At 37.3% G+C, this 24283-nt stretch carries 29 protein-coding genes; 21 read left to right on the forward strand and 8 right to left on the reverse strand.

Going from position 1 to position 24283, the window contains the following annotated elements:
- The 15 genes from SB679_RS05650 to SB679_RS05720 all read left to right on the forward strand — a co-directional run bounded on the left by SB679_RS05650 (nucleotide 1) and on the right by SB679_RS05720 (nucleotide 11699).
- On the forward strand, nucleotides 1–759 hold the full coding sequence (locus SB679_RS05650; RefSeq protein ID WP_317740128.1) for an ABC transporter ATP-binding protein: 759 nt from the start codon (nucleotides 1–3) through the stop codon (nucleotides 757–759).
- Nucleotides 746–2014 (forward strand): ABC transporter permease, encoded by a 1269-nt coding sequence (locus tag SB679_RS05655; RefSeq protein WP_410701271.1) that lies wholly within the window; start codon nucleotides 746–748, stop codon nucleotides 2012–2014. Before SB679_RS05650 ends, SB679_RS05655 begins: the two co-directional genes overlap by 14 nt.
- 60 nt (nucleotides 2015–2074) lie before the next feature.
- Nucleotides 2075–2503, forward strand: a complete 429-nt coding sequence (locus SB679_RS05660) for an acyl-CoA thioesterase (RefSeq protein WP_034709423.1) — start codon at nucleotides 2075–2077, stop codon at nucleotides 2501–2503.
- Nucleotides 2500–3633, forward strand: coding sequence for a beta-ketoacyl synthase N-terminal-like domain-containing protein (locus tag SB679_RS05665; protein ID WP_410701273.1), 1134 nt, complete (start codon nucleotides 2500–2502; stop codon nucleotides 3631–3633). Before SB679_RS05660 ends, SB679_RS05665 begins: the two co-directional genes overlap by 4 nt.
- Before the next feature lie 10 nt (nucleotides 3634–3643).
- Nucleotides 3644–4183 carry a 3-oxoacyl-ACP synthase gene (locus SB679_RS05670; RefSeq protein ID WP_410701275.1) on the forward strand — a complete coding sequence of 180 codons (540 nt, stop codon included), beginning with the start codon at nucleotides 3644–3646 and terminating at the stop codon, nucleotides 4181–4183.
- Nucleotides 4184–4270: 87 nt separating this feature from the next.
- A complete protein-coding gene (locus tag SB679_RS05675; protein ID WP_034709421.1) occupies nucleotides 4271–4528 on the forward strand; it encodes a phosphopantetheine-binding protein in 258 nt (85 codons plus the stop codon).
- Between the two features lie 84 nt (nucleotides 4529–4612).
- Nucleotides 4613–5812, forward strand: coding sequence for a beta-ketoacyl-[acyl-carrier-protein] synthase family protein (locus tag SB679_RS05680; RefSeq protein WP_410701277.1), 1200 nt, complete (start codon nucleotides 4613–4615; stop codon nucleotides 5810–5812).
- Entirely contained in the window at nucleotides 5809–6870 is a 1062-nt protein-coding gene (locus SB679_RS05685) for a beta-ketoacyl synthase N-terminal-like domain-containing protein (RefSeq protein WP_410701279.1), read from the forward strand. Before SB679_RS05680 ends, SB679_RS05685 begins: the two co-directional genes overlap by 4 nt.
- Nucleotides 6871–7073: 203 nt before the next feature.
- Complete coding sequence (locus tag SB679_RS05690; RefSeq protein ID WP_410701281.1) at nucleotides 7074–7826, forward strand: polysaccharide deacetylase family protein; 753 nt, start codon at nucleotides 7074–7076, stop codon at nucleotides 7824–7826.
- Nucleotides 7823–8449 (forward strand): LolA family protein, encoded by a 627-nt coding sequence (locus SB679_RS05695; protein ID WP_410701283.1) that lies wholly within the window; start codon nucleotides 7823–7825, stop codon nucleotides 8447–8449. Before SB679_RS05690 ends, SB679_RS05695 begins: the two co-directional genes overlap by 4 nt.
- The gene (locus SB679_RS05700; RefSeq protein WP_410701285.1) at nucleotides 8415–9050 is read left to right on the forward strand and encodes a hypothetical protein; all 636 of its coding nucleotides are present in this window, start codon (nucleotides 8415–8417) and stop codon (nucleotides 9048–9050) included. The genes SB679_RS05695 and SB679_RS05700 overlap by 35 nt, the downstream gene beginning before the upstream one ends.
- 5 nt (nucleotides 9051–9055) lie before the next feature.
- Nucleotides 9056–9661: an outer membrane beta-barrel protein gene (locus tag SB679_RS05705; protein ID WP_410701287.1), complete on the forward strand. Its 606-nt coding sequence runs from the start codon at nucleotides 9056–9058 to the stop codon at nucleotides 9659–9661.
- Nucleotide 9662: 1 nt separating this feature from the next.
- Nucleotides 9663–10043, forward strand: coding sequence for a 3-hydroxyacyl-ACP dehydratase (locus tag SB679_RS05710; protein WP_410701289.1), 381 nt, complete (start codon nucleotides 9663–9665; stop codon nucleotides 10041–10043).
- The gene (locus SB679_RS05715) at nucleotides 10040–10522 is read left to right on the forward strand and encodes a hypothetical protein (protein ID WP_410701291.1); all 483 of its coding nucleotides are present in this window, start codon (nucleotides 10040–10042) and stop codon (nucleotides 10520–10522) included. Before SB679_RS05710 ends, SB679_RS05715 begins: the two co-directional genes overlap by 4 nt.
- 4 nt (nucleotides 10523–10526) lie before the next feature.
- The gene (locus SB679_RS05720; protein ID WP_410701292.1) at nucleotides 10527–11699 is read left to right on the forward strand and encodes a DUF2062 domain-containing protein; all 1173 of its coding nucleotides are present in this window, start codon (nucleotides 10527–10529) and stop codon (nucleotides 11697–11699) included.
- Here SB679_RS05720 and SB679_RS05725 read toward each other — a convergent pair.
- Complete coding sequence (locus SB679_RS05725; RefSeq protein WP_410701690.1) at nucleotides 11696–13420, reverse strand: helix-turn-helix domain-containing protein; 1725 nt, start codon at nucleotides 13418–13420, stop codon at nucleotides 11696–11698. The genes SB679_RS05720 and SB679_RS05725 overlap by 4 nt on opposite strands.
- A gap of 275 nt (nucleotides 13421–13695) precedes the next feature.
- Between SB679_RS05725 and SB679_RS05730 the strand changes: the two genes are divergently transcribed.
- From SB679_RS05730 to SB679_RS05755, 6 genes are all read left to right on the forward strand, one after another.
- Nucleotides 13696–13911, forward strand: a complete 216-nt coding sequence (locus SB679_RS05730; protein ID WP_410701293.1) for a hypothetical protein — start codon at nucleotides 13696–13698, stop codon at nucleotides 13909–13911.
- A gap of 106 nt (nucleotides 13912–14017) precedes the next feature.
- Nucleotides 14018–14311: a hypothetical protein gene (locus tag SB679_RS05735; RefSeq protein ID WP_410701294.1), complete on the forward strand. Its 294-nt coding sequence runs from the start codon at nucleotides 14018–14020 to the stop codon at nucleotides 14309–14311.
- 163 nt (nucleotides 14312–14474) lie between these two features.
- The gene (locus SB679_RS05740; protein WP_410701295.1) at nucleotides 14475–15014 is read left to right on the forward strand and encodes a hypothetical protein; all 540 of its coding nucleotides are present in this window, start codon (nucleotides 14475–14477) and stop codon (nucleotides 15012–15014) included.
- Nucleotides 15011–15922, forward strand: a complete 912-nt coding sequence (locus tag SB679_RS05745) for an HTTM domain-containing protein (protein ID WP_410701296.1) — start codon at nucleotides 15011–15013, stop codon at nucleotides 15920–15922. Before SB679_RS05740 ends, SB679_RS05745 begins: the two co-directional genes overlap by 4 nt.
- Complete coding sequence (locus SB679_RS05750; protein ID WP_410701298.1) at nucleotides 15873–16742, forward strand: GLPGLI family protein; 870 nt, start codon at nucleotides 15873–15875, stop codon at nucleotides 16740–16742. The genes SB679_RS05745 and SB679_RS05750 overlap by 50 nt, the downstream gene beginning before the upstream one ends.
- An 8-nt stretch (nucleotides 16743–16750) precedes the next feature.
- On the forward strand, nucleotides 16751–17116 hold the full coding sequence (locus tag SB679_RS05755; RefSeq protein ID WP_410701299.1) for a DCC1-like thiol-disulfide oxidoreductase family protein: 366 nt from the start codon (nucleotides 16751–16753) through the stop codon (nucleotides 17114–17116).
- A gap of 1 nt (nucleotide 17117) precedes the next feature.
- Here the strand turns inward: SB679_RS05755 and SB679_RS05760 are convergent, their stop codons facing one another.
- From SB679_RS05760 to fabG, 7 genes are all read right to left on the reverse strand, one after another.
- Nucleotides 17118–17480 carry a DUF1648 domain-containing protein gene (locus SB679_RS05760; protein WP_410701300.1) on the reverse strand — a complete coding sequence of 121 codons (363 nt, stop codon included), beginning with the start codon at nucleotides 17478–17480 and terminating at the stop codon, nucleotides 17118–17120.
- Nucleotides 17477–19114 (reverse strand): C45 family autoproteolytic acyltransferase/hydolase, encoded by a 1638-nt coding sequence (locus SB679_RS05765; protein WP_410701691.1) that lies wholly within the window; start codon nucleotides 19112–19114, stop codon nucleotides 17477–17479. The genes SB679_RS05760 and SB679_RS05765 overlap by 4 nt, the downstream gene beginning before the upstream one ends.
- 134 nt (nucleotides 19115–19248) lie before the next feature.
- The gene (locus SB679_RS05770) at nucleotides 19249–20772 is read right to left on the reverse strand and encodes a phytoene desaturase family protein (RefSeq protein ID WP_410701301.1); all 1524 of its coding nucleotides are present in this window, start codon (nucleotides 20770–20772) and stop codon (nucleotides 19249–19251) included.
- 187 nt (nucleotides 20773–20959) lie between these two features.
- Nucleotides 20960–21844 carry a lipid A biosynthesis acyltransferase gene (locus SB679_RS05775; RefSeq protein WP_410701303.1) on the reverse strand — a complete coding sequence of 295 codons (885 nt, stop codon included), beginning with the start codon at nucleotides 21842–21844 and terminating at the stop codon, nucleotides 20960–20962.
- Between the two features lie 119 nt (nucleotides 21845–21963).
- Nucleotides 21964–22218 (reverse strand): acyl carrier protein, encoded by a 255-nt coding sequence (locus SB679_RS05780; RefSeq protein ID WP_410701304.1) that lies wholly within the window; start codon nucleotides 22216–22218, stop codon nucleotides 21964–21966.
- A gap of 4 nt (nucleotides 22219–22222) precedes the next feature.
- Nucleotides 22223–23443: a beta-ketoacyl-[acyl-carrier-protein] synthase family protein gene (locus SB679_RS05785; protein ID WP_410701305.1), complete on the reverse strand. Its 1221-nt coding sequence runs from the start codon at nucleotides 23441–23443 to the stop codon at nucleotides 22223–22225.
- Nucleotides 23444–23542: 99 nt separating this feature from the next.
- On the reverse strand, nucleotides 23543–24274 hold the full coding sequence (gene fabG, locus SB679_RS05790) for a 3-oxoacyl-ACP reductase FabG (RefSeq protein WP_410701306.1): 732 nt from the start codon (nucleotides 24272–24274) through the stop codon (nucleotides 23543–23545).
- Nucleotides 24275–24283: the final 9 nt, after the last annotated feature.

Below are 24283 nucleotides of genomic sequence, written 5' to 3' on the forward strand. Positions count from 1 at the left end.
ATGGCGGAGAATATGATTGAGATCAAAAATCTATATAAAAAGTACAAAAATTCTGAAGACTTTTCAGTCAACGATATTTCGTTGAATATCGAAAAAAATGACATCTATGGAATTCTTGGGCCCAACGGAGCTGGAAAAACCACTTTGATTTCCATGCTTTCGGGATTGATAAAACCTACTTCAGGACAGTTTACAATCAATGGATTATCGCCTCAGAAGGACAGCTTTAAACTGAAACAGATAATCGGAATCGTTCCACAGGAATATGCTCTTTACCCTACTCTTACTGCAAAAGAAAATCTGATGTTTTTTGGAAGCCTGTACGGATTAAAGCACAAACACCTCAGCAAAGCGATTGATGAATCGTTAGAAACAATGGGACTCTCAAAATTTGCCGATAAAAAGGTAGAACAGTTTTCAGGAGGGATGAAACGACGATGCAACCTCATTGCCGGAACCCTTCATAACCCGAAGGTCCTTTTTCTGGACGAACCTACGGTAGGAGTAGATGTACAGTCTAAAAAAGTAATTATTGATTTCCTCCAGGAACTTAATAAAAACGGAACGTGTATCATTTACACCTCCCACCACCTTTCTGAAGCAGAAGAGTTCTGTACCAAGATTGCAATTATCGATAAGGGCAGAATCCATGCGGTGGGAACACCAGAAGAACTGGTAGCCCAAATCGCTAGTGCAGAAAACCTAGAAGATGTTTTCATTTCATTAACCGGAAAAGAATTAAGAGATGTTGTTGTATAAATTGTGGCGGAGTTTTATTAAGGAAATACTTTTGCTGAAAAGAGATATCGGAGGGATTGTCATTATTTTTGTGATGCCCCTATTACTGATCATCACCATTACGCTGATCCAGGACTCTACGTTCAAAAATCTTGAAGGCTCAAAGATTCCGATTATTTTTATCGATAAAGACCAGTCTGAAGTCTCTAAAAGTATCAAAAAAGAACTGGAAGGCAGCAAAACGTTCCAGCTGATGACTCAATATAACGAAGCATCTGCCCAAAAAGCGGTTTTCTCAGGAGAATATCAAATGGCTATCGTCATTCCTGAAAACCTCACGAAAGACCTGAATTCCAATATCGATTCCAAGGTACAGACCATTGTAAGTTCATTTGGAATAGAAGCAGATTCTGCGGCAACCAAAAAAACAGCTCCAAGAGCCAAAGAGATTCATTTGTATTTTGACCCTGCCACCAATGCAGGATTCAAGAACTCTGTGATGAATTCCGTCAACAAAATGGTTTTTGAAATTGAAAACAAGAAGATCTACAAAGCGTTCCAGGATCAGCTGGGAACTACAGAAAATCTTGAAGAAAATAAAAACCTGATCAGTTTTAAAGAAATCACCCCTAAAAAAGGACCCACAGAAATTATGCCCAACTCAGTACAGCATAATGTTCCCGCATGGGCACTTTTTGCTATATTTTTTATTGTGGTTCCTCTTTCTATTAATTTAGTGAAAGAAAAAAGCCAGGGAACCAGTGTGAGGGCAAGAATAAGTCCGACGCCGTATTACGTTCACATTTTAGGAAAAACGTTTACCTATCTTATCATCTGTATCATCCAGTTTTTATTGATGGTTGCCGTGGGAGTTTATCTGTTCCCGTATATGGATCTTCCTCAGTTTGATGTTACAGGTAAAATGTTCCACTTGCTTATAGTTACCGTCTTTGCCGGATTAGCAGCCATCGGTTTTGGTATTCTGCTGGGAACTCTTGCAGATACACAGGAACAGTCTGCTCCTTTTGGTGCAACTTCTGTAGTAGTTCTGGCAGCCATTGGCGGAATCTGGGTTCCGGTTTTTTTAATGCCTGAATTTATGCAGACGATTGCCAAGTTCTCCCCGATGAACTGGGGGCTGAACGCCTATTATGATATTATTTTAAGAAACAGTGGTATTGCAGGGATAGCTAAAGAATTAACCTTCTTATTTTTATTTTATCTTGCCATGGTCACTATTTCTATTTTTTACGAAAGAAAAATTCATAGTGTATAAAAAGTTTCAGGACTACGATGTACATTAAAAACAATAAAAAATCTCAGAAGAGAATAAAAAATGCAGTCTAAAGAGAAAATACTAACCTGTACCGAAGAAGTAAGAGTACGGTTCAATGAAACGGATCCATTAGGAATCGTTTGGCACGGCCATTATATTGTATACTTTGAAGACGGAAGAGAAGCTTTCGGACGGGAGCATGCTCTCACCTATCTTGATATTCAAAACGCAGGATATGTAACCCCTATTGTAAAAAGTACGTGCGAACATTTTCTTCCTTTACGATACGGAGAAACGTTTAGAGTGGTAACCACTTTTGTGAACTCAGCTTCTGCGAAATTAATTTACAGATACGAACTTTTCAATCAGGATGATCAATTAGTATGCAGCGGAGAAACCATTCAGGTATTCTTAGACAGCAACGGCAGTTTATGTTTATATAATCCTGAGTTTTTTCAGGCATGGAAAGATAAAATGGGTTTATCATGAAACGAGAAGTTTATATTACAGACCACAACTGTGTTACCCCGCTAGGATTTGATGTGTCTTCCAACTGGAATGCATTGCTTCAGGGACAATCCGGAGTGGCAAAACATAAAATCATTGAAAATCTGGATGCTTTTTATGCCTCAGCCATTGATGATGAAAAACTGGAAGAGGAATTTAACCTAAATTTCGAACGTCAGGATTTCACGAGATTAGAAAAGATGTTCCTGTTATCCCTGAAACCCTTAGTTGAAAAACATACAATCTCAGAAGACACTGCTTTTATTTTATCGACTACAAAAGGTAATATCAGTCTGTTGAAAAACCAGACCACGCTGCCGGAAGGAGTTTACCTTTCCCGGTTAGCACAAAAAATTGCTGATTTTTTTGGATTCACCACAAAACCGATTGTGGTTTCCAATGCCTGTGTTTCCGGAGTAATGGCGATTGCCGTTGCCAAGAATATGATCCAGGCCGGAAGATATAAAGATGCCTTTGTCGTAGCAGGAGATGAACTTTCAGAATTCGTAATCTCAGGATTCAATTCCTTTCAGGCGATCGGAAGCGAACCTTGCAAGCCTTATGACAAAACCCGCAACGGAATTAATATTGGAGAAGCTGCCGCTGCTGCGTACATCACCTCCCATCCTTCTGAAAACGAAAAATTCAAATTTAAGATACTCGGCGACTCTGCGGTTAATGATGCCAATCATATTTCCGGGCCTTCCAGAACGGGAGACGGATTGTACGCAAGCATTAAAAACGCAATGACCGAAGCTCATGTTTCCCCGGAACAAATCGATTTTATTTCCGCTCATGGAACAGCCACGCTGTATAATGACGAAATGGAAGCCATCGCTTTCAACAGAATGGAGCTTCAGTATGTCCCTCTGAACAGTTTGAAAGCCTTTTATGGCCATTCTTTGGGAGCATCAGGACTGTTAGAAAGTATTATTTCGATGGAAAGTGCTTTACACAATATGTTACTTCCCTCGAAAAACTTTAAAGAAATGGGTGTTTCGCAGCCGCTGAATATTATTACAGAAAATCAATCGGCCGAAATCAATTATATTCTGAAAACCGCTTCCGGTTTCGGAGGATGCAATGCAGCCATTGTACTGGAAAAATGCTAACGTAGAATTCATGAAAAAAATCAATAGCTGTACCATAGAACACTCAAAAATCGTCATTAATGATGAGGTTATTTTTGAAAGCCAGGCTGAACTCTTTTCAGATTTTGCCAAGGAAGCCTATAAAAGTCTTCATCTCAACTATCCGAAGTTTCACAAAATGGATTATCTGAGCAAGCTTGCTTTTCTGGCTGCAGAAAGCCTTTTACAAGAAGATGATCACAGCAGAACAGCTTTAGTGTTTGCGAACAGATCTTCAAGTCTGGATACCGACTTTAAATATCAGGAAAGTATTAATTCTCAGGAAAATTTCTTCCCGAGTCCTGCTGTTTTCGTGTATACCTTACCGAATATATGTGTTGGTGAGATCAGCATTAAACATCAGATGCAGACAGAGAATGCTTTTTTTGTTTTAGATGAATTTGATGAAGAATTTTTAAACGATTATTCCCGGCAGATTCTAGAATCCGGAAAGGCTGAAAAAGTCTTATGCGGCTGGACAGAACTATATCAGGAAAGTTACAAAGCTTTTGTATATTTGCTGACCTTATAAAAATGTAACAATTATAAAAATATAGCAATGTAACAATCTTAATGGGTTAACCGCTACATTATTACCTTGTTAAATGAATGAATATTTATGGAAAATTTAAAAACCGAATTGAAACACAAAATTATTGACGTTCTTAATCTTGAAGACGTATCTATTGAAGAGATCAACGATTCAGATCCGTTATTCGGTGGCGGACTGGGATTAGATTCTATTGATGCTCTTGAACTGATCGTGCTTCTTGATAAAGATTATGGAATAAAATTAGCCGATCCTAAAAAAGGAAAGGATATTTTCCAGTCTATTGACACGATGGCCAACTTCATCGAAGCGAACAGAACAAAATAATTTAATATACCTATTTAACACTATAACAGTCCAGCAATGATGGGTAAACTGCTATATTGATACACTGGTAAATTTTGCATAAAAATGAGTCAAAAAATTGCCATTACAGGAATGGGCATCATATCTTCCATTGGGAACAATGTAGAGGAAAATCTTATTTCATTACAATCCGGAAAACACGGTATTTCAGATATTGAACTGTTTGAAACCCGACATGCCGGAAACATTAAAACGGGTGAAATAAAATTGTCTAATGAAGAATTGGTACAAAAGCTTCAGCTGAGTGAAGACAATCATGTAACAAGAACTTCTTTATTAGGAATGGTTGCCGCTCGGGAAGCCGTAGAAAGTGCCGGAATTTCTGATATTAATGAATACAGAACCGGTCTGATATCTTCCACCAGCGTAGGCGGAATGGATATCACTGAAAAGTATTTCTACTCCTACGAAGACTTTCCTGAAAAGCAAAAATATATTGACGCTCATGATGCAGGAAGTTCCTCTCTGGCGATTGCTGAACGGTTAGGCCTTAAAGGTATGGTTTCTACCATCAGTACCGCTTGTTCATCAGCAGCCAATGCCATTATGATGGGCGCCAAGCTTATTAAAAACGGAGTATTGGACCGTGTGATTGTGGGGGGAACAGATTCGCTTTCAAAATTTACGCTGAACGGATTCAATACGCTGATGATCCTTACCGATTCTTACAATACCCCTTTCGATAACGACAGAAAAGGATTAAATTTAGGCGAAGCTGCTGCTTTTTTGGTGCTTGAATCTGAAGAAATCGTACAAAAAGAAAATAAAAAAGTACTAGCCTACCTTTCCGGCTATGGAAACGCCAATGATGCCCACCATCAGACCGCTTCTTCCGAAAACGGACAGGGTGCTTATCTTGCTATGGAACAGGCATTGAAAATATCAGGACTTTCAAAAGAAGAGATTGATTATATTAATGTTCACGGAACTGCTACCCCTAATAACGATCTATCGGAAGGAATTGCGATGATCAGGATTTTTGGAGAAAATAAGGTTCCTGAATTCAGCTCTACAAAAGCATTTACAGGTCACACGCTTGCAGCAGCAGCCGGAATTGAAGCCGTATATTCCATTCTAGCCATGCAGAACAGCCTGATCTTCCCAAATCTGAACTTCAAAACGAAGATGGCAGAATTTGATTTGACTCCTGTTACCGAACTGAAAGAAAAATCCATCAATCATGTCCTCTCTAATTCATTTGGATTTGGAGGAAACTGTTCAACATTAATTTTCTCAAAATCATGAGTGCCGTTTACATCAACAGTGCAGCCTGTATTTCAGTCCAGGACACTTTAAATGAAAATTTCCTGCAAGGTCTTACCACTCGAGATGATATCCAGCTTTTAAAAGCTGTTGAACCCAATTATAAAGAATTTATTCCTCCTGCGATGAGCAGAAGAATGTCCAAAACCGTAAAAATGAGTTCCGTAGCTTCTCAATATGCTTTGAAAGAAGCGGGAATTGAACAACCGGATGCCATTATTGTAGGAACAGGAATGGGATGTTCCCAGGATTCTGAAAAGTTTTTAAAAAATGTGATTGATAATAACGAGGAGTTTTTAACGCCTACCTATTTTATTCAATCCACCCATAATACGGTTGCTGGCCAGATTGCTTTAGGTCTGCAGTGCCATGCTTATAATTTCACCTATGTGAATACTTCGTCTTCACTGGAATTCTCTATGTTAGATGCTAAACTTCAGATCAATGATGGCGAAGCAGAAAACGTACTGGTGGGTTCTACGGATGAACAGACTGAGAGAACCATGCAGCTTTACTGTTTAAACAATACCATTAAAAAACCGGAAGACCTTCCATTTGACCTTTTACAGTCAAAAACAGACGGCGTTATCTGGGGAGAAGGCTCAAGCTTCTTTGTACTGGGAAAAAACAAAACAGAAAATTCCTATGCACAGCTTAAAGACATTCAAATCAGCAATACAGTGGAACTTGATGAAGTTCAACAGTATATCGGAAAGTTTTTAGCGAAAAATAATCTTACCTTCGGGGAGATTGATGTGGTTATTTTAGGTTTCAGTGGTGATGCTACATCTGATAAGTATTATACGGAAACAATGGATCTTTTCCCTGATTCTTCCTTGTTATATTACAAACATCTGAGCGGAGAATTCAACACAGCAAGTGGTTTTTCTATGTTTATGGCCAGCCATATTCTTAAAGACCAGCACATTCCGGAAGCGATGATGATCAATACCGTGAAAAAAGACACGATTAAAAATGTTCTTTTGTATAACCATTTATTGGGAAGTGACCATAGTTTGGTTTTGTTGGAAAAGATATAGGAAAGATAATATAATCAGTAAAAGTATACGGCATCACTGTCATTTCGACGTAGGAGAAATCTCTCAATATTATAATTGAAATTAAAATAGTAAGTTTGGGATTAAGCTGGTAAGAATAGTAAGATGAGATTCTTCACTACACTCCGTTTCGTTCTGAATGACATATGAACGGTTTACAAGTCATACACTTTAAAATAATAAAGATGAAACACTATCTGTTTATCCTGTTCTATCTGTTCTGCAACGTATTTACTTATGCGTTTCACGGGACGTTTTGGGTGTATCTATTCTGTTTCCTGCTTTTTTCCGCAGTAGTCGTTTGGGGATCTTTTACTATTGAACTGGGATATTTTGTCAACAGCATTACCCACAAAAGAACAAAGACTAAAGAAGTCGCTTTAACTTTCGATGACGGACCGACAGAATATACCCCTCAATTTTTAGATCTGCTTAAGGAAAAGCAGATAAAGGCTACCTTTTTCTGTATTGGAAAACAGATCGAAAAATATCCCGACACCTTTAAAAGAATCATTACTGAAGGTCATACCATAGGAAATCACACACTTTCTCACTCCAACTCAACAGGTTTCTTATCAACTTCAAAAATGGTTGAAGAAATTCGTAAGTGTGATGAAATAATGTACAACGTCGGAAGTATTACAACAGATCTTTACAGACCTCCTTTTGGCGTAACGAATCCGAATATTGCGAAAGCCATTGCAAAGACCGGTAAAAAAAGCATCGGCTGGAATGTTCGCTCCCTGGACACTATTACCGATGATGAGAAAAAAATTTACAGAAGAATCACCAAAACAATGAAACCGGGAAGCATTATTCTTCTTCATGACACTTCAGAAAAGACGTATCGCGTTTTGGGAGATTTATTAGTATTTTTGAAGAATAAAAAGTATTCAGCTTTTACCATCGATTCCATTATAAAATCAAATAAAAAATGATTAAAAATATTGCTTTTGGAGCATTTTTATTAGTTTCAGGCTTCTTTTTTGCTCAAAACACCTCAATGACCGGAGCTGAAGCCAAAGCTTTTGTTACCAGAATATCTTCAGAAACCCAGCAGATTAAAACGCTGCAAAGTGATTTTACCCAAACCAAAAAAATGGATTTTCTGGACAAAAATATTGTCACTTACGGCAAAATGTCTTTAAAATCCCCGAATATGCTGAGCTGGAAGTATACAAAGCCTTATCAGTACAGTATTGTTTTTAAAGACAATAAAATTTTCATTAATGATCAGGGGAAAAAATCTTCTGTAGATGCCAAAAGCAAAACCTTTGAGAAGATCAATAAGCTGATCGTAGGCAGCTCTAACGGAAAGATGTTTAATGATCCTGAATTCACCGTAACCTATTTCAAGAACGGGAATTACAACATTGCGAAGTTCATCCCAAAATCTGCTCAACTGCTAAAATACATCAAACAAATCGAACTTCATTTTCCTAAAAATGAAACAACGGTTTCTCAGGTGAATATGACTGAAGCTTCCGGAGACACTACGAATATTCTATTCAAAAATACGAAGATCAATGCGCCGATTCCTGCTTCAGAGTTTTCTTTATAGTATTATCTTACTGGTATTGGGATCCTGCAAAACCTATAAGCTTGCGGATGTCCAGCCGATTTCGGGCACAGAGAAGACAGTAGAAAATTTATATTTTTCATCTTCCGAAGATTATGTCTATAAGTGCCAGATGGATATTTACAACAACCATGTCAGCGGGATTTTAATCGTCAAAAAGATCAATGATACGATGCACCGCGTTGTTTTAACGTCTGATTTCGGGAATAAACTGATTGATTTTGAGATTTCCGAACATAATTTTAAACTGAATTATGTGCTGCCGGATCTGGATAAAAAAATAGTCATCAATTTTCTGAAAAATGATTTCCAGCATCTGCTGAGAAAGGAATATCCGGTGAACAGCCGTTTTGAAAATAAAGAATCCAACATTTACCTTTCAAAGCTTGATAAAAAGACATACTATCTTTTCTTTAATAAAGAGAATGGTTTACTGAATCAGATCATTTATACGAGAAACAACAAGGAGAAAATCGATTTTACATTTGCAGCAAAAAAACATATCTTCGCGGACAGTCTGAATCTGCAGCACAAAGATTTTAAGATTAACATAAAACTATTCCAAATAACCGAAACTGATTAATTTTCATGAAAACATTCTACTTCCTAGTTTTTATCTTTTTTACAAGCTTATTTTCTGCACAGGTAACTTTCAAACCTGGAATAAGAGCAGGAGCTAATTTTTCTCATTTTTCACAAAGCAATGATAATGCTACCTATTATTATTACAATAATTCGTCTTATCAGACAATGAAAACGAATTATGACTTTAAAACCCGCACGGATTTTTACCTAGGAGTTTACGGAAATATCAGACTGGCTAAATTTTATGCTTTACAACCGGAGATCAATTACTCCAGACAAGGTTCAAAACTGGATACTTCCGGAAATTATTACAGAGATAGCTTTGCCGTTTCTTATCTGGGAACTCAATTAATCAATAAGTTTTATTTCAACAAATTTAATGTACACATCGGCCCGACTATTGATATCGTTGTAGATAAAGACTTTACAATGGCTAATGAAATTGATTTCGGAATTGTAGGAGGTGTAGGTTATGACATTACAGATAACTTTGGAATTGAAGCCAGAGCAAAACGAGGATTTTTTCAAACCATAACTTTTGAAAGCCATCATACGAATGTGGTATTCCAGGCAGGAGTTTATTATTCATTCAATCTGAAAAAAAAGTAATATGCAAACCATTCTTACAGACTTTTATACTTTAGAATCATATGAACAGGCAGAAAATGGAAATTTTACGGCCTACATCACGCTGAATAAAGACCACGATATTTTCAAAGGTCATTTTCCGGGCAATCCGGTAACTCCGGGAGTTTGTATGATGCAAATCGTGAAAGAACTTACCGAGGAATTTACCTCTTCAAAGTTATTTTTACAATCGGCATCAAATGTAAAGTTTATGGCGATTATCAATCCTTTTGAAACTCCGGATCTGAAACTTCAGTTAGACATTAATGCTACGGAAAATGAGGTTAAAGTAAAGAACACCACTTCATTTGGCGAGACAATTGCATTAAAAATGTCTGTACAGTATAAAAAATTGACCTCATGAAACTGATCTTTTCTTTAGTAACCGCTTTTATTCTTTTCTTTCAGTCTGATATAGAGGCTTTAAGGAACAGCTATGCAAAAGCGAACCAGTCGAATGCCAACACGCAGAGTTTTATTACCATCGCTGAAAATCAGACGGGTTCTGATGCTTTAACGACAGGTTATAAAGCCGCTGCACAGATCATGGAAGCTAAAATAACGACCGAAAAAGGCAAAAGAAAATCGTTTGTAAAAGCAGGTGCTACCCGTCTTGAGAGTATTATCAAAAGTAATCCGAATACGATTGAACTGAGACTGATAAGACTCAGCGTTCAGGAAAACATTCCCATGATTGTAGGCTACCGCGGAAGTATAAAAGATGATAAGGCTTTCATTCTGAATAATTACAGCAAGCAAAGCACTGCATTAAAAAATTATATTAAAAGGTTTGCCCTCCAGTCTAAATCTATGACGGAAGCTGAGAAAGCGTCCTTAAAATAAAACCATGACCCTTCCTGAAGTACAAAATGCCATTTCTGAACAAAAGATCTGCATTGTAATACCTACCTACAACAACGAAAAAACTCTGAAAAGAGTGATTGATGGTGTACTGGCTTATACGCAGAACATCATTGTAGTGAATGATGGTTCTACAGACTCCACCCCTCAGATTCTAAAGGAATATCCACAGCTTACGGTACTTTCTGTTTCAGAGAATAAAGGAAAAGGTAACGGGCTTAAAACCGGCTTCAGAAAGGCAACAGAACTTGGTTATTCGTACGCAATTACCATTGATTCAGACGGCCAGCATTATCCTGATGATATTCCCGTGTTTGTAGAGGCTCTTCTTGCTGAAAAAGAAGAGGTACTGCTGATTGGCAACAGAAATATGTCGCAGGATGGCATCCCGAAGAAAAGCAGTTTTGGAAACCGTTTTTCTAATTTCTGGTTTTGGTTTGAAACCGGAATAAAACTTGAGGATACCCAATCGGGTTACAGGCTATATCCTTTACATAAAATTCCCAAAAAATATTTTACTCCAAAATTTGAGTTTGAAATTGAAATCATTGTAAGAACGGCATGGAGACATGTTCCCGTAAAAAATGTTCCGATAAAAGTTTTGTATGATCCTGCGGAAAGGGTTTCTCATTTCAGGCCGTTCAAAGACTTCACAAGAATCAGTATTCTGAATACCATTTTGGTAACGATCACGCTGTTGTATATTATTCCGCGGAATTTTATCAATAACTTCAGAAAAAAAAGTTTTAAAAAATTCATTAAAGAAGATGTGCTGGAAAGCGACGGAAGCAACCGTACCAAGGCACTTTCTATTGCTTTAGGAGTATTTATCGGATTCTCTCCATTCTGGGGATTTCAGACCCTTCTTGTTATTTCTTTATCGGTTCTCTTTAAACTAAATAAAGTACTGGCTTTTGTAGCATCTAATGTCAGCCTGCCGCCTTTTATCCCCTTTGTGATCGCCGCCTCCTTATTTTTGGGGGCACCTTTTGTACAGGGGGACAGTAATTTTTTAAGTCATGAGCTTAATTTTGATCTAATCAAGAACCATCTGCTTCAATATGTTATCGGAAGCGGCATTCTGGCAACCACCATGTCTGCACTTTCCGGAATTGGCGTGTATCTATTTTTGAATAAGATCAATCCTGAGAACAGTTAAACACTTTCGAGTTTTTCGAGTTCATTCTTTCTTTTCCTGATAAAATCTTTCGGACGGATCCCGTTGATCTCATAAAACAGATCCGAGAAATTTTGCCGGGAAGCAATACCACATTCTTCGGCGTAACTTTCTATGGTGTAGCTTAAATATACTTTATTGCTGTACAGTTGCTGGGTAATGTAATTGATCCTTAATTCTCCTAAGTATTTATTAAAATTGGTCCCTTTATACTCATTGATCACCTGGGAAAGGTAATGGGCATTGGTTCCCAGTTTAGAGGCGAGTTTATTCAGGGTTAATCCTTTCTGGTTAAAAAGTTTTTTCTCTTCAAAAATCTTTAATTTTTTAAGAATATCATCTACTACTCCTTCGGGCATTCCCGGTTTTTTTTCCCTGGATAGTTCGGGGACTTCATCAGGTATCGCTGCATCGGTCGTAATCTCCTCTATCGGGTTATCCTGCTGCATCCGGATCTTCTCTTCCAGCAGGTTATATTTTTTCTGAATATTCCTTTCTCTTGTCAGGCGAATGGACAATAAAACCAGCAGGATGATCATTAAAGCCACTAAGCTTTTGATGATAAAAATGCCTGAAGATTTTTCTTTTTCCAGTTTTTCTTTTTCATTCAGTAATGTCCTGGTATCATATTCTTTATGGATTTTGGAAGAGAGATAGCTGAAGTCTTTAGATATCAGGCTGTCTGCTTTTAAAAGCTGCTTGGTGTAAAAGAGTTCCTGTTTGGGATCATTTTCTTTTTTATAATAATTGATCAGCAATTCGTAGTTTTCCCGGAGCTCAGGAAGAATGAATTCATGTTTTTGAAAAATTGAATCGACTTTCTTAAAGTTGCTGATACCCATTTTCTCATTCATCAGTCCTAAATAGCTTTTCCCGATGTAGAAATAATCCACCGAAGCCCACGCAAAATCATCATTACGAATAATCTTAGGCAAAGAGGCGTTCAAAGATTCAATGGCTTCCTGGTATTTTTTCTGATGAAAATAGGAGATCCCCCGGCATTTCAGGAAATAACTTTTTTCCTGAAGAAAATCATCTGTAGTTCCTATCTGATCAATCCCTATCAGTGTAAGAGAATCCACCTTCTGATAATCTTTCATATTAATATAGCACACAATCATCTGATGAAGACTGTTGAAATATCCTCTTTTATTATTGAATACTTCATTGGGATGTATATTCTGCCTGATTTTAGATTGAAAATAGATGATACATTCTTTAAAGTGAACCAAAGCATCATCATAATATCCCAAATAACTCTTGACAACGCCTAAATGATAAATGATTTTGTATTTCAGATATTCATTTTTGGTTTTTTCAGCATATTCATAGGCTTTCAGATATTCATCAAGGGCGGGTTTATATTTTTTATAGTTAAAATAATACACAATTCCCTTTCCCAGGTAAGCAGTACTTATAAGATCTTTATCCTCTGATAAATGGGCAGCCCATTTGGTACTGTCTGCATATTTAAGTTTATTTTCTTTGGAGGAGGAATAAAAAACCCCGTCTTTATATCCCTGTACAAGCATAGGGTAGTTGTTTTCATCTTTAGCTTTATGGATGTATTGGTTAAGATATGGAAGTGCCCTTTCATCATTTTCTTTATAATTTTCATACCTCCCTCTTAGTTTTTCATAGCTGTTTTCGTCTTTTGAATGCGGATAAGCAATATTAAATATTAATAAAACAAGCAAATACACGGTTTTTTTCACAATCATATAAGAGAAACTTTATATTATATAATAAAAATAACGAAAAACAATATAAAATCACACTATATGGAGTAATTTTTATATAAACATTGATTAACACATGATTAGAGGCCATTTTTTGACTGTCCTAATTCATAAATTAAGACGTCCTGATTCTTAAATAGTGACAGACAGTGTTTTTAATCTCCATAATCTTCCTATAAATTCGACATCGGAATCAACACCAATCACCTGGCCGGGATAACTTTTAAATCTTAAAAAATATGAAAAAGCTTATCTCAATATGTATAATAACAATCGTAATGGTGTCTCTTAGTGCCTGCAGACAGGATAACGATGAGACTATTTTTGAACAAACCGGAAAAAAAGACACACAAACAACTAACAGGTCTGGCGAAAATACAGACAGAGACACCGCCCACATCAATCCCACAGATCCACCGGTAAAAGACGGACAACAGTGGAAAATAAAAAAATAATGATTATTTCTGACCTGTTGCAGTGCGCAATGCAATAGAAACAGAGGCATCATAAGCGCCTTCGGGCAAATGTAATTAAACCAAACTAATTTCAAAATTTAACACCATGAAAAACATCATTTACTTATCATCAGGGATTCTAGCAATTACCCTAATGTCTTTCAGCAGCAACAAAAGCAACAATACGGAGATCATCGAAGTATTAGGCAAAACTGTTCACGTAAAAAACACTCAGGCGGTAAAAGCTGCGGACCTTGCCTTTTTGAGCCAAAATCTTGTAGGATGGTCTGTTTGTGACTATCAGGCTGTCAGTAATGAGTGTACATCGAGATATAGCAATTTTCCTGACGATGTAAATATTGCGACCAAAATCAAAGTAATTATTGCAAAATATCAATAATTTTTTATGACAGGGTACTGTAAAAGGTACCTTGTTATTTTACCATGAAAGGGATTTTTCACTTCAAAGTTATACTTCAAACAACTAACCATGAAATTCAGAATCTTTCTGAACCCCTCCAAAAACTAATAACCGCGAAAACTCAATTTTAAACATTTTGATAATGAATAAGCCCGTAAAAATTATAGAAATAGTGGTTTTTACCGCTATCCTTTGTAAAGTCTTCGTCACAGGAATACTCACAACCATGTCTTCTTTCTGCGAATTCTATGAATATAAATATCCGGACCTCAGCGAACGGATCAATAACAACCCGCTATACAGAAATACCATTTCCACCTATGCAGGCTTTGATACCGGCTACGGTTTTTTTGCGCCTAATGTTTCCAGCAACTTTGTGATCATCAGCCAAAACTCAAATAAATCTTATATTTCCGATGACCTGCTGAAAACCAACGAAGGTAAAATGAGGTTTATGAACGCGAATGATATCTTTTTCAAGAATTTTAATAAGGTAAAGGGAACGGAACATGAAAAAGACCAGATCGCAGTGAATAAGATTATTCTGAAACGCATCAATACCGTTTTTGAGGAAAAATACAATTCAAAATTCAGGACTTCCGTTTATCTCTATGAACATCCGAAACTGGAAAATATGGCAAGCAGAAGAGAACACCTAATAAAAATCGATGAAACCCCATGAAAACTTTACAGACTATTTTTTCAAAATCCTTTTCACCTGAATTCATTGTATTCTTTAGGATCGCGATCGGAATCATAGTATTGATTCATTTTTTATCATTCTGGAGCGATTTTGATCTGCTTTACACCAATCACAGCATCATACCCCTGGAATTACACACCGCTTACAATACGTTTGATATTTTAACGATAGAAAAAATATTAGGATTCCTGAATAGCTATTTTACTGAAAATCAATCAATATTGATCTTTAAATACACCTATGTAATTTTATGCATTTTGATTATTTCAGGGTTTTTCAGCAGAATCAGTGCTTTATTCCTTCTTATTCTCCAAGTTTCCTTTGTGAAATCCGGCAGTCTCTTTTTTTATGGCGCCGATTTTTTCACGAGCATGTCTTTATTTTACATTATTCTTTTCCCTTCAAGCTCTTTTTTTTCTCTCCAGCAAAGATTATTTCCGAAATTATCCCGAAACTTCCAATCTTTAACGCTGTGCAAAAGACTTATCCAGATTCACGTATGTATCGCTTATTTTTTCTCCGGACTTGATAAGATACTGGGATTTAACTGGTGGAACGGAGAATCAATCTGGAAGGCGATACACCTGCCCAATTTATATAAATTTGTTGCATTAGGTGATTACATACAGAATCCTGTTTTTTATATCATTTTTGGATGGGGAACGATTATCATCGAACTTTTTTATCCTTTATTCATCAATCTGAATAAAACGAGAAAATATTGGCTGATACTCACGATCTCAATGCATGTTGGAATCATCATATTTTTCAATCTCTTTTTCTTTTCAGCCATCATGATCGTTTGGAATCTTACTTCATACTATTTTAATTACTACAATGAAACTAAAACAGTTGCTGCTCACAGCCCTTCTGTCAGCGGTATTTAACAGCTTTCTTACAGCACAGTCCTATAAAATCATCTATGAAATGAAATGGAAACCCACGCAAAATGCTGCACAATACAATACTGAACTTTGCGCCTTAATTACGGGTAACGGACAGGCATCTTTTTTTGAGTCGTATGAAAATTTCAGGCAGGATTCTCTAAAAACCAGAATCATCACTGAATATGCTAAAAATGACTCAAAAGGTTCATTGCGGATTCCCTCGAGCACCAAAACATCATTGTTCAGGCCGCTGATCATCAAAAATATCGTTGATAAAAAGATCACCGTGGAAGAAAGGCTGTATATCAAAACATTTGTAATGGAATATCCCAACTGTCCTATACATTGGAAAATACAGCCTGGAAATACGGAACAGATTTTCGGATATAAAGCTGAAAAAGCAGTCTGTGAATTTGGAGGAAGAACATGGACCGCATGGTTTACGCCTGATATTCCGATCATGGATGGTCCTTATAAATTTTATGGATTGCCCGGTCTTATTCTAAAAATACAGGATTCCAAGGAAGGCTATATTTTTGAAATCAAAGGACTTACGAAAGAAGAAAATGATATTGGAAAAAGGAATTTTGGTTCTCAGCAATCCATCAAATTATCCCCTAAACAATGGGCCTCATTCTGGGAAAGGTATAAGAAACAGCCCTCCTCTATTCTTGAAAACCTCAACAGCTCCCAGACGACCTATGTCATCAATGGGAAAAATGCCGACAGCCGCGAAGTAAAGGAAGAATACAATAAAAAAGAATGGAACGCTATGAAAGGTTTTGAAAACCCCATTGAATTATCTCAACCCTGTAACTGATCCAACCTATGATTATTTTTTATGACAACTGGTGCCCGAAATGCAGCCGATTTGTTAAGCTGGTAAAAAACCTTGATTGGCTCTCGCTGATTCAGGAAAAACCGTTGAGAGATTTTCTTTCGTCGCCGTATTTTCCTAAGCTGGACCGGAAACTCGCTCTCCGACAGATGGCTTCCTACAACGGAAGCTGGCATTATGGCTTCCAGTCGATTTATCTTATTTTGATAAGCCTTCCTGTGTTTTGGCTGTTTATCCCGGTTTTATATCTTCTGAAAGTCTCAGGATTAGGACAGTTTCTTTATATCCAACTGGCTGTAAAAAGAAAGATCATTCCCTTCCACTGTGACGATAAAAGCTGTGAAATCCTATTCTAGTCTACCCATACACCACATCAGAAAATAACAGAGTCGTCATAATCGTTACAAATATGGCGATGACTACCAGCACCATCTGAAGCATATAATAGGTTTTTTCTTTATCTTCCTCTTTTACTTCAAAGGAAAACTTCATCGCATCCGGTTTCCTGATACACATCCATATAAACATCAGGATAATCAGGTTGAGAACAACAGGTAAAAAAAGGAATTTTTTACTTCCAAATCCATCCGCATTATTTCCATAGCCATGAATGGGTATGGTGTCAGGAATGGAGCTGTATTTACTCATAAGATATCCTAAATAACAGATTATAATAACGAATGGAATGCAAAATAGGAGTTTTATATTTTTAGGAATCATCTTAGTTTATTTTCTGTTTTCTTCAGGTAATTCTCTACCTTTTTCTGATCAGGAAGGGTGGTAATTTCTTTTGTCAGTGCTTTTTCAAATTCAGCTTTTGCTTTCTGATATTCTTTTCTGTTAAAATAATACCTGCCAGCCTGTTCATAGACCAGCCAAAGATCGGGATTTAAAGACTGATATTGACGAATAAAATCATCTGTCAAAGATTCTTTTTTATGATCAATCGCTTCCTCTATTGTTGAGCTCAGCTTTTTATAGGCTTCATAATTTTTAAAATCAGCAGAATTTACAAAAGGATCTTTAGGGATATTGAGTGCTGAAACGGCAAACTCTCCTTTTTTCAGTCTGTTTTCCGAAAAGATAGTATTCAGATCGTAGCACACAAATTCTCCAAGCTGATAGGGATTTGAAGAAACCCAGACTAATCTTTTTTCAGGTGAAAATATCACGGCATGATGAGCTAAAAGCTGATTGATCGCCTTTTCATTCCCATATCCTATTTTTTCATCCTTCAGTCCTGATTTGTCTCTTAATAAGGCAGCCATCTTTTCAGGTGTAAGCTTTTTATTTTCCTGCACAAGCTCCTGAAGTTTTTCATACCTATATTCCGAATGGCTTTCAAGGATATGTTTCTGGTTTCTCTTATCATTTTTGTAAGCTTCCGACTGAAAATGATTGGTGCAAAATATCTTGCTGCTGTTCTGCACTTTATAAACACCGAAATTATTAGGTGAAACTTCTATAATAACAGCCGTTCTATCATGGGCGCTTCCTACTAAAATAGATTCTGAAACGAAGACTTTCCTTTTTTTAGCAATGGCAATCGCTTCTTCTATATTTTTGGCATACTGTAAGATTTCCCTTGTTACCAAAGAAATAGGTGTTTTTGCTGTTAAGGGAATCTTAGATTTCCCTGCATTGATTGTCACGGTAATCCCTTCCTTATTCATCCCGGAAACCACTCCGATCATTCCCGGCCAGCTTACGGACAGATAAGGGATGCCCTGCTCTGGTTCTACCAGTTCTACCAGTTTGTTTTTTGCAAAATCATCACCGACGTAGAAATCAAAATTCCTTCCGATCAGCAGGTCTCCATCCTCTGTATTTTCATTCCAAACGGCTAAAGAACTGCATCCAACTACCGCCAGATCCTGCATTGCATGTCCGATATCGTGGGCACCATGCAGATAAAGGCTTCTCAGGTATTTTGGGGCAATAAAGTCATACCGGTCTGATGAATATTGAGACATTCCATACAATTCTGCCTGATAGTCTTCTCTTACATTCAGGTACATTTTCCGGTTGTACCATTTCAGAAAGCCTCTCAGCAGTTTTTGTTTAAATTTCGAAGGAACAAAACCTTCCACTTTGGAAAAGAAAATCTCTTCCTGCTGCTGCATCAGTTTTTGAGTCAGTGCTCCGTTATTATATCCCAGCTGTAAAGGATTTCCTTTGATATAAAGCTCCCACAACTGTTGTTTATTTTTGGTTAAATAATTCTGATTATAGCTAAAAGTGGAATCGTTGATCTTATGAACCGTTGGAACCTCCAGTGCATATTGCTGTACGTCAGGAATATGTTGTATTGACTTTCTGACCCCGCAAGATGTGAAACTTAGGATTAAAACAATAAAAAAAAAGGATTTCGTTACATCATTTCGGCTAAAGAAGACTTCTAAACTTGGTAATTTAGATCCTTCGCTCCACTTAATTCCGTTATGGATGACAGCATGCCGCCTACTATTTTTCTTCACTCTTACTGGTATTAATCATTTGTGTTAAGCGTTAAGCGTTCATCGATACGTTCCTTTCCCAGAATTTCTGCACAGGTATTGAATGCCCCGATGGTAACTCCTAAAATTCCATGCATATTAACCGACTGCCCGGTGAGGTACAGGTTATCAATTTTAGTGCGGGGAGAGACCATAGTTTTCAGCGGGTTTTCAGAACTTTTCATATATCCGTACATATTTCCGTCAAAACCTCCTATATAGTCACGATATGACAGCGGAGAAGAAGTATACACCTTATGGATGGATCGTTTTAAGCCCGGAACTTTCTTTTCTAAGGCATTAATCATTTTTTCCGCCTTTTCAAGTTTAAACTTTTCGTATGCTGTTCCTCTCTCGTGTTCGTCTGCAATGGTATTGATGGTTTTCTCCCAGGCTTTTACCTCATCAAAATCCATGTAGGAGATCGCCGTAAGGCTTTCTGCAAATTCCGGATGATGTTTTGAAGGGGTTGAGGAAAGCATATAAGTTTCCGGCCATTTGTCTTTGGTGTATTTAAAAGCATTCCAGACCATTTCTTCTGAGGAATAATGGTAGCGATTATAATTAAAATTGCGTACCGACTGAGGTTTCAGAACAAGATAAATACTGAAGCATGATGATACCGGCTTCCAGCTTAAGACTCGGTTGAGAAAAGATTTTTTCAACCGGTCCTTACCGATCAGCTGTATGGTAGTACGGATCTCTATATTAGAAATAAACCGTTTGGCGGCATATTCTTTACCCGATCTGGTTTTTACAGCAGTTAATATCTGATTTTCATTAAAGATCATTTCGGAAACTTCGGCATGTTTGTACACTTCAGCGCCGTATTGTCTTAATTTCCTGATCAATAGCTTGGAAATCTGGCTTCCTCCTTTCACACATTTATAAGCGCTCTGGATATATGAATTCACCGTCAGGGCATGTACATAAAAAGGAATATGTTCAGAGTCTCCACCGTACAGGAAATTTGAACCCAACAGGACAGACTGTAGTTTTTTGTTCTGGGTAACCGATTCAATGAATCTTTTGGTATTGAGATGCAGGATTTCCTCGTTATACTGATCTTTTCCTACCACATGATACCGTGGAAACTGTGCGCAAACATATTGTATTTCACTACAATAGCTCTCCAAGTTTTCTTTTTCATCCGGAAAATAAGCTGTAAGCTGTTCCACAAAATTATCATATCCCTGAGCATGCGGATATTCAATCTCATCATCTCCGAATGTAATCCGGTCATAGCCGTCCTCCTCCATTTTCTGGAGATCAAGATCATCCATAATTTCGAGATAGGAAAAGAACTGATAGAGGTTTTGACCTTTTGAAAGCCCTCCTAAGTAGTGAACTCCGGTGTCAAAAATCAGTTTATCGCGTGAAAAAGTCTGCAGATTTCCCCCATATTGATTGTTTTTCTCCAATACGCAAACCTTCAAGCCTTCTTTAGCCAAAATAAGAGCCGAAACAAGGCCTCCCAAACCGCTTCCGATTACAAGTATGTCGTATTCTTTTTTCAAAGGAGAAAAATGTGTTTTTCATAGAATAAGATCTCATTTTCAGGACAAAAGCTGCACCTGGTTTTACAATACTTCATATTTACGTTTAAAAGGTCGCAACACTTAGTATTGTAAAAAATCTTCATTTCTACAATATTTTTAATAGTTTGAGTTTTGTTATTTGTTTTCGGGGATAAAATTAGAAAAATTAATCAATATCATCCCAAAAATCAAAGTAATTGAACCATTGAAGGGGATATTTTTTAATCATAGATTCAAGGTTTTGAACATAAGAGTTCAAAAGTCCCTGAGAATCGCGGTTTTTTATGTTTTGTGCAACGCGTGCATACAGATGGTAATGAAGATTTTTTTCTTTCATTACGTACACATACACAACAGGAACACCTAATCTGGAAGCAATCAGGAAAGGACCGGCGGGAAATTTGGCGCTTTTCCCTAATAAATCTGCTTCGAGGTATTTTGAACCTTCGAAATAGCGGTCACCGGTAAAGCAGATAAGCTCATTCTTTGATAATGCTGCATTAATCTCGAAAATATGGGACATATCTTCTTTCACATAGATGAATTTAATACTGCTTTTTTTAACCGCCACACTTTCCAGATATTCTTTAATGACCGTAACTTCCTGATCGGTCGTCACCAGATTAATCTGACAGTCAAAATCTATATCCGCAAAAAAGTGTTCTGCAATTTCAAAATTACCAATGTGGGCACTGATCAGCACGCCTCCTTTCTTCTCGTGTAAAAGATTTTTGAGGTTTTCAACGCCGTCAAATTCGTAAGTGAATCGATCTCTTAAGCCTGTGGAAATAGCCGTTTTGTCAATCAGCACTTTCCCGAAGGTAAAATAGCTTTTAAACACAGCTGTTTTTGTCTTCCAAAAGCCATATCCCAATCTTTTTGAAAAATAATAAGAAATATAACGGTTGCTCTTTTTGAGAAATAAAAAATAGTAGGCAGCTACGAAGTAAAGCACTCCATATGAACTCCGGATCCCGGCATTTCTAATGCACCAGACGAATATTTTATATCCTGCTATGGTTCCTTTAGATTTACCTTTCCACTTGTTCATTACTTACAGTTTACCAATTTATCAGTGTACCAGTGTCATAATACTTCGGCTGAAATAGTTATGACACTGGTACATTGTTTTATTGTTACATTATTAAAAAATAAAGTTTCAATCAATAATTACGCTTTTTTTTCAATAATTTTATTTTCGATCGTCGTATAGAAATCGTCAAACGTGATCATTTTTTTAAAATCTGCTTCGCCTAATTTCACTCCGAAATTAGATTCAATAATCACCACCATATCAATATAGTCCAGACTGTCTAAGCCCAGCGTTGTTTTAAGGTTGGCATCATTGCTGATTTCGTCGCTGTCAACTTCAAATTCATTGACCAAAAAATCATTAACGATCGCAACAATTTTTTCCCTTTCCATGTTTTTAATCAAATTTTTTTACAATTAATGCGGAATTGGTACCCCCAAACCCGAAAGAATTCGACAAAAATACATCAATTTTTTGATTTTTCGTTTTTGAGACCAAATTTATCTTTTTCGCCTCATCATCAGGGTTTTCCAGGTTGATATTCGGAGCAACGAAGTTATTCTGCATCATCAGAATAGAGTAAATTACTTCACTCGCACCCGCCATCCAGCATTCATGACCCGTCATTGATTTTGTAGAACTTACCGGAACCTCACCTCCGAAGATCTCATAAATTGCCTTCGCTTCATTGGCATCTCCTAATGGTGTAGAGGTAGCGTGGGCATTGATGTAATCAATATCCTTTGCCGTTAATCCGGACTGTTTTAATGCGCGGTCCATGGCTAAAGCAGGTCCGTCTACATTGGGAGTAGAAATATGTCCTCCATTGGAAGAGAAGCCATAGCCTACAATTTCTGCAAGGATGGGCACGCCTCTTCTTTGTGCGGATTCCAGACTTTCAACCACCAAACTTGCAGCTCCTCCGCTAGGGATAAGTCCGTCTCTGTCAGCATCAAAAGGTCTTGAAGCTTTGGCGGGTTCATTTTCTCTTGCTGAAAAAACACCCAGTCCGTCAAAGCTTGCCATAGAATATTTATTGGTTTCCTGAGCTCCGCCGCAAATGATCATTTCCTGAAAACCATTTTTAATCATCATGTAAGCCAGTCCCAACGAATGAGATCCGCTTGCACAGGCCGCACTGATGGTAAGATTGATCCCTCTCAATTTAAAAATCGTTGAAAGGTTCATGGTAACGGTGGAGTTCATCGATTTAAAAATCGCTCCCGAGCCCATTAAAGTAGTGTCTTTTTTTTCTCTTGCGATGTCTATGGATTCTACAACCGCTTTAGAAACGCTGTCATTTCCATATAATATCCCGACTTCGTACTGATCTAAAAAGTCCTGGTCGATTTTCGCCTGCGCCAGTGCATCCAGGGTTGCGAGATAAGCATATTCGCTTTCTTCACCCATGCTTACGCGCTGTCTTCTATTGAGATAGTTTTTAAGGTCTGGTTTGGGAACTACACCCGTTAATCCGGATCTGAATCCAAATTCTTTTCTTTCCTGGTCTAAAACGATACCGGATTTTCCTTGATATAGGGATTCCTTGACCTCTTCTAAAGAGATCCCGATGCAAGAATAAATTCCCATTCCGGTAATTACAACCCTATTTTCCATTTTATTTAATTTAGAAATGTATAAGTCTGGCAGTATAACAATGAGGTAATGGACACTGGTAGATTGGTAGATTGTTATATTGCCAAATTGTTACATTATTTAAGAGTAAATTCCTCCGTTAATATTAATCACTTCTCCTGTAATATAGGAAGCTTTTCTGGACGCTAAGAATGCAACCAGGTCTGCCACTTCTTCTGCTTCACCAAACCTGTTGACAGGAATCATCGCTTTCAATTCATCTTCATTAAAATCCTGCGTCATATCTGTCCTGATAAATCCAGGCGCTACGGCATTCACCGTGATATTCCTTTTAGCAATCTCCTGTGCCAGAGACTTTGTAGCGGCAACCAAAGCGCCTTTTGCTGCAGAATAATTGGTCTGGCCGGCTGTTCCTTTTACTCCGGAAACCGATACCATATTGATGATTCGTCCGTATTTATTCCTTAATAATTTTTGAATAAAGAAATTCGTTACGTTGAAAAACCCATTTAAACTCGTGTTAATCACACTGTTCCAGTCTTCTCTCTGCATCCACATAAACAGGCCATCTCTTGTTATTCCTGCATTATTTACGATCACTTCTACCACAGCATCAGGGTTTCTCTCCTGCCATTGTTCTAAAACGCTTTGCGTTTCTTCTGCATTTCCAACATCAAATTTAAGGATTTCTCCTGTAGCACCAAGTTCTTCTACTTTGGCTAATGTTTCTTTTGCAGCCTTTTCATTGGATGCAAAATTGATCAGCAGGTGATAATTTTTTTCTTCTGCGAGTTTGATACAGATTGCTCTTCCGATTCCTCTGGAGCCTCCTGTTACTATTGCACATTTCATGTCTTAGTG

It is taken from the genome of Chryseobacterium sp. SIMBA_029, from assembly GCF_046535275.1.
Classification (GTDB): domain Bacteria; phylum Bacteroidota; class Bacteroidia; order Flavobacteriales; family Weeksellaceae; genus Chryseobacterium.

What these genes read in the sequence shown, in the direction of transcription:
- SB679_RS05670 (WP_410701275.1), top strand. Translation starts at nt 3,644, where the DNA reads ATGAAAAAAATCAATAGCTGTACCATAGAACACTCAAAAATCGTCATT.
- SB679_RS05780 (WP_410701304.1), bottom strand. Translation starts at nt 22,218, where the DNA reads ATGGAAAGGGAAAAAATTGTTGCGATCGTTAATGATTTTTTGGTCAAT.
- SB679_RS05695 (WP_410701283.1), top strand. Translation starts at nt 7,823, where the DNA reads ATGATTAAAAATATTGCTTTTGGAGCATTTTTATTAGTTTCAGGCTTC.
- SB679_RS05690 (WP_410701281.1), top strand. Translation starts at nt 7,074, where the DNA reads ATGAAACACTATCTGTTTATCCTGTTCTATCTGTTCTGCAACGTATTT.
- SB679_RS05675 (WP_034709421.1), top strand. Translation starts at nt 4,271, where the DNA reads ATGGAAAATTTAAAAACCGAATTGAAACACAAAATTATTGACGTTCTT.
- SB679_RS05710 (WP_410701289.1), top strand. Translation starts at nt 9,663, where the DNA reads ATGCAAACCATTCTTACAGACTTTTATACTTTAGAATCATATGAACAG.
- SB679_RS05715 (WP_410701291.1), top strand. Translation starts at nt 10,040, where the DNA reads ATGAAACTGATCTTTTCTTTAGTAACCGCTTTTATTCTTTTCTTTCAG.
- SB679_RS05785 (WP_410701305.1), bottom strand. Translation starts at nt 23,443, where the DNA reads ATGGAAAATAGGGTTGTAATTACCGGAATGGGAATTTATTCTTGCATC.
- fabG (WP_410701306.1), bottom strand. Translation starts at nt 24,274, where the DNA reads ATGAAATGTGCAATAGTAACAGGAGGCTCCAGAGGAATCGGAAGAGCA.
- SB679_RS05730 (WP_410701293.1), top strand. Translation starts at nt 13,696, where the DNA reads ATGAAAAAGCTTATCTCAATATGTATAATAACAATCGTAATGGTGTCT.
- SB679_RS05735 (WP_410701294.1), top strand. Translation starts at nt 14,018, where the DNA reads ATGAAAAACATCATTTACTTATCATCAGGGATTCTAGCAATTACCCTA.
- SB679_RS05665 (WP_410701273.1), top strand. Translation starts at nt 2,500, where the DNA reads ATGAAACGAGAAGTTTATATTACAGACCACAACTGTGTTACCCCGCTA.
- SB679_RS05755 (WP_410701299.1), top strand. Translation starts at nt 16,751, where the DNA reads ATGATTATTTTTTATGACAACTGGTGCCCGAAATGCAGCCGATTTGTT.
- SB679_RS05660 (WP_034709423.1), top strand. Translation starts at nt 2,075, where the DNA reads ATGCAGTCTAAAGAGAAAATACTAACCTGTACCGAAGAAGTAAGAGTA.
- SB679_RS05740 (WP_410701295.1), top strand. Translation starts at nt 14,475, where the DNA reads ATGAATAAGCCCGTAAAAATTATAGAAATAGTGGTTTTTACCGCTATC.
- SB679_RS05680 (WP_410701277.1), top strand. Translation starts at nt 4,613, where the DNA reads ATGAGTCAAAAAATTGCCATTACAGGAATGGGCATCATATCTTCCATT.
- SB679_RS05775 (WP_410701303.1), bottom strand. Translation starts at nt 21,844, where the DNA reads ATGAACAAGTGGAAAGGTAAATCTAAAGGAACCATAGCAGGATATAAA.
- SB679_RS05650 (WP_317740128.1), top strand. Translation starts at nt 1, where the DNA reads ATGGCGGAGAATATGATTGAGATCAAAAATCTATATAAAAAGTACAAA.
- SB679_RS05685 (WP_410701279.1), top strand. Translation starts at nt 5,809, where the DNA reads ATGAGTGCCGTTTACATCAACAGTGCAGCCTGTATTTCAGTCCAGGAC.
- SB679_RS05655 (WP_410701271.1), top strand. Translation starts at nt 746, where the DNA reads ATGTTGTTGTATAAATTGTGGCGGAGTTTTATTAAGGAAATACTTTTG.
- SB679_RS05745 (WP_410701296.1), top strand. Translation starts at nt 15,011, where the DNA reads ATGAAAACTTTACAGACTATTTTTTCAAAATCCTTTTCACCTGAATTC.
- SB679_RS05750 (WP_410701298.1), top strand. Translation starts at nt 15,873, where the DNA reads ATGAAACTAAAACAGTTGCTGCTCACAGCCCTTCTGTCAGCGGTATTT.
- SB679_RS05700 (WP_410701285.1), top strand. Translation starts at nt 8,415, where the DNA reads ATGCGCCGATTCCTGCTTCAGAGTTTTCTTTATAGTATTATCTTACTG.
- SB679_RS05705 (WP_410701287.1), top strand. Translation starts at nt 9,056, where the DNA reads ATGAAAACATTCTACTTCCTAGTTTTTATCTTTTTTACAAGCTTATTT.
- SB679_RS05720 (WP_410701292.1), top strand. Translation starts at nt 10,527, where the DNA reads ATGACCCTTCCTGAAGTACAAAATGCCATTTCTGAACAAAAGATCTGC.
- SB679_RS05760 (WP_410701300.1), bottom strand. Translation starts at nt 17,480, where the DNA reads ATGATTCCTAAAAATATAAAACTCCTATTTTGCATTCCATTCGTTATT.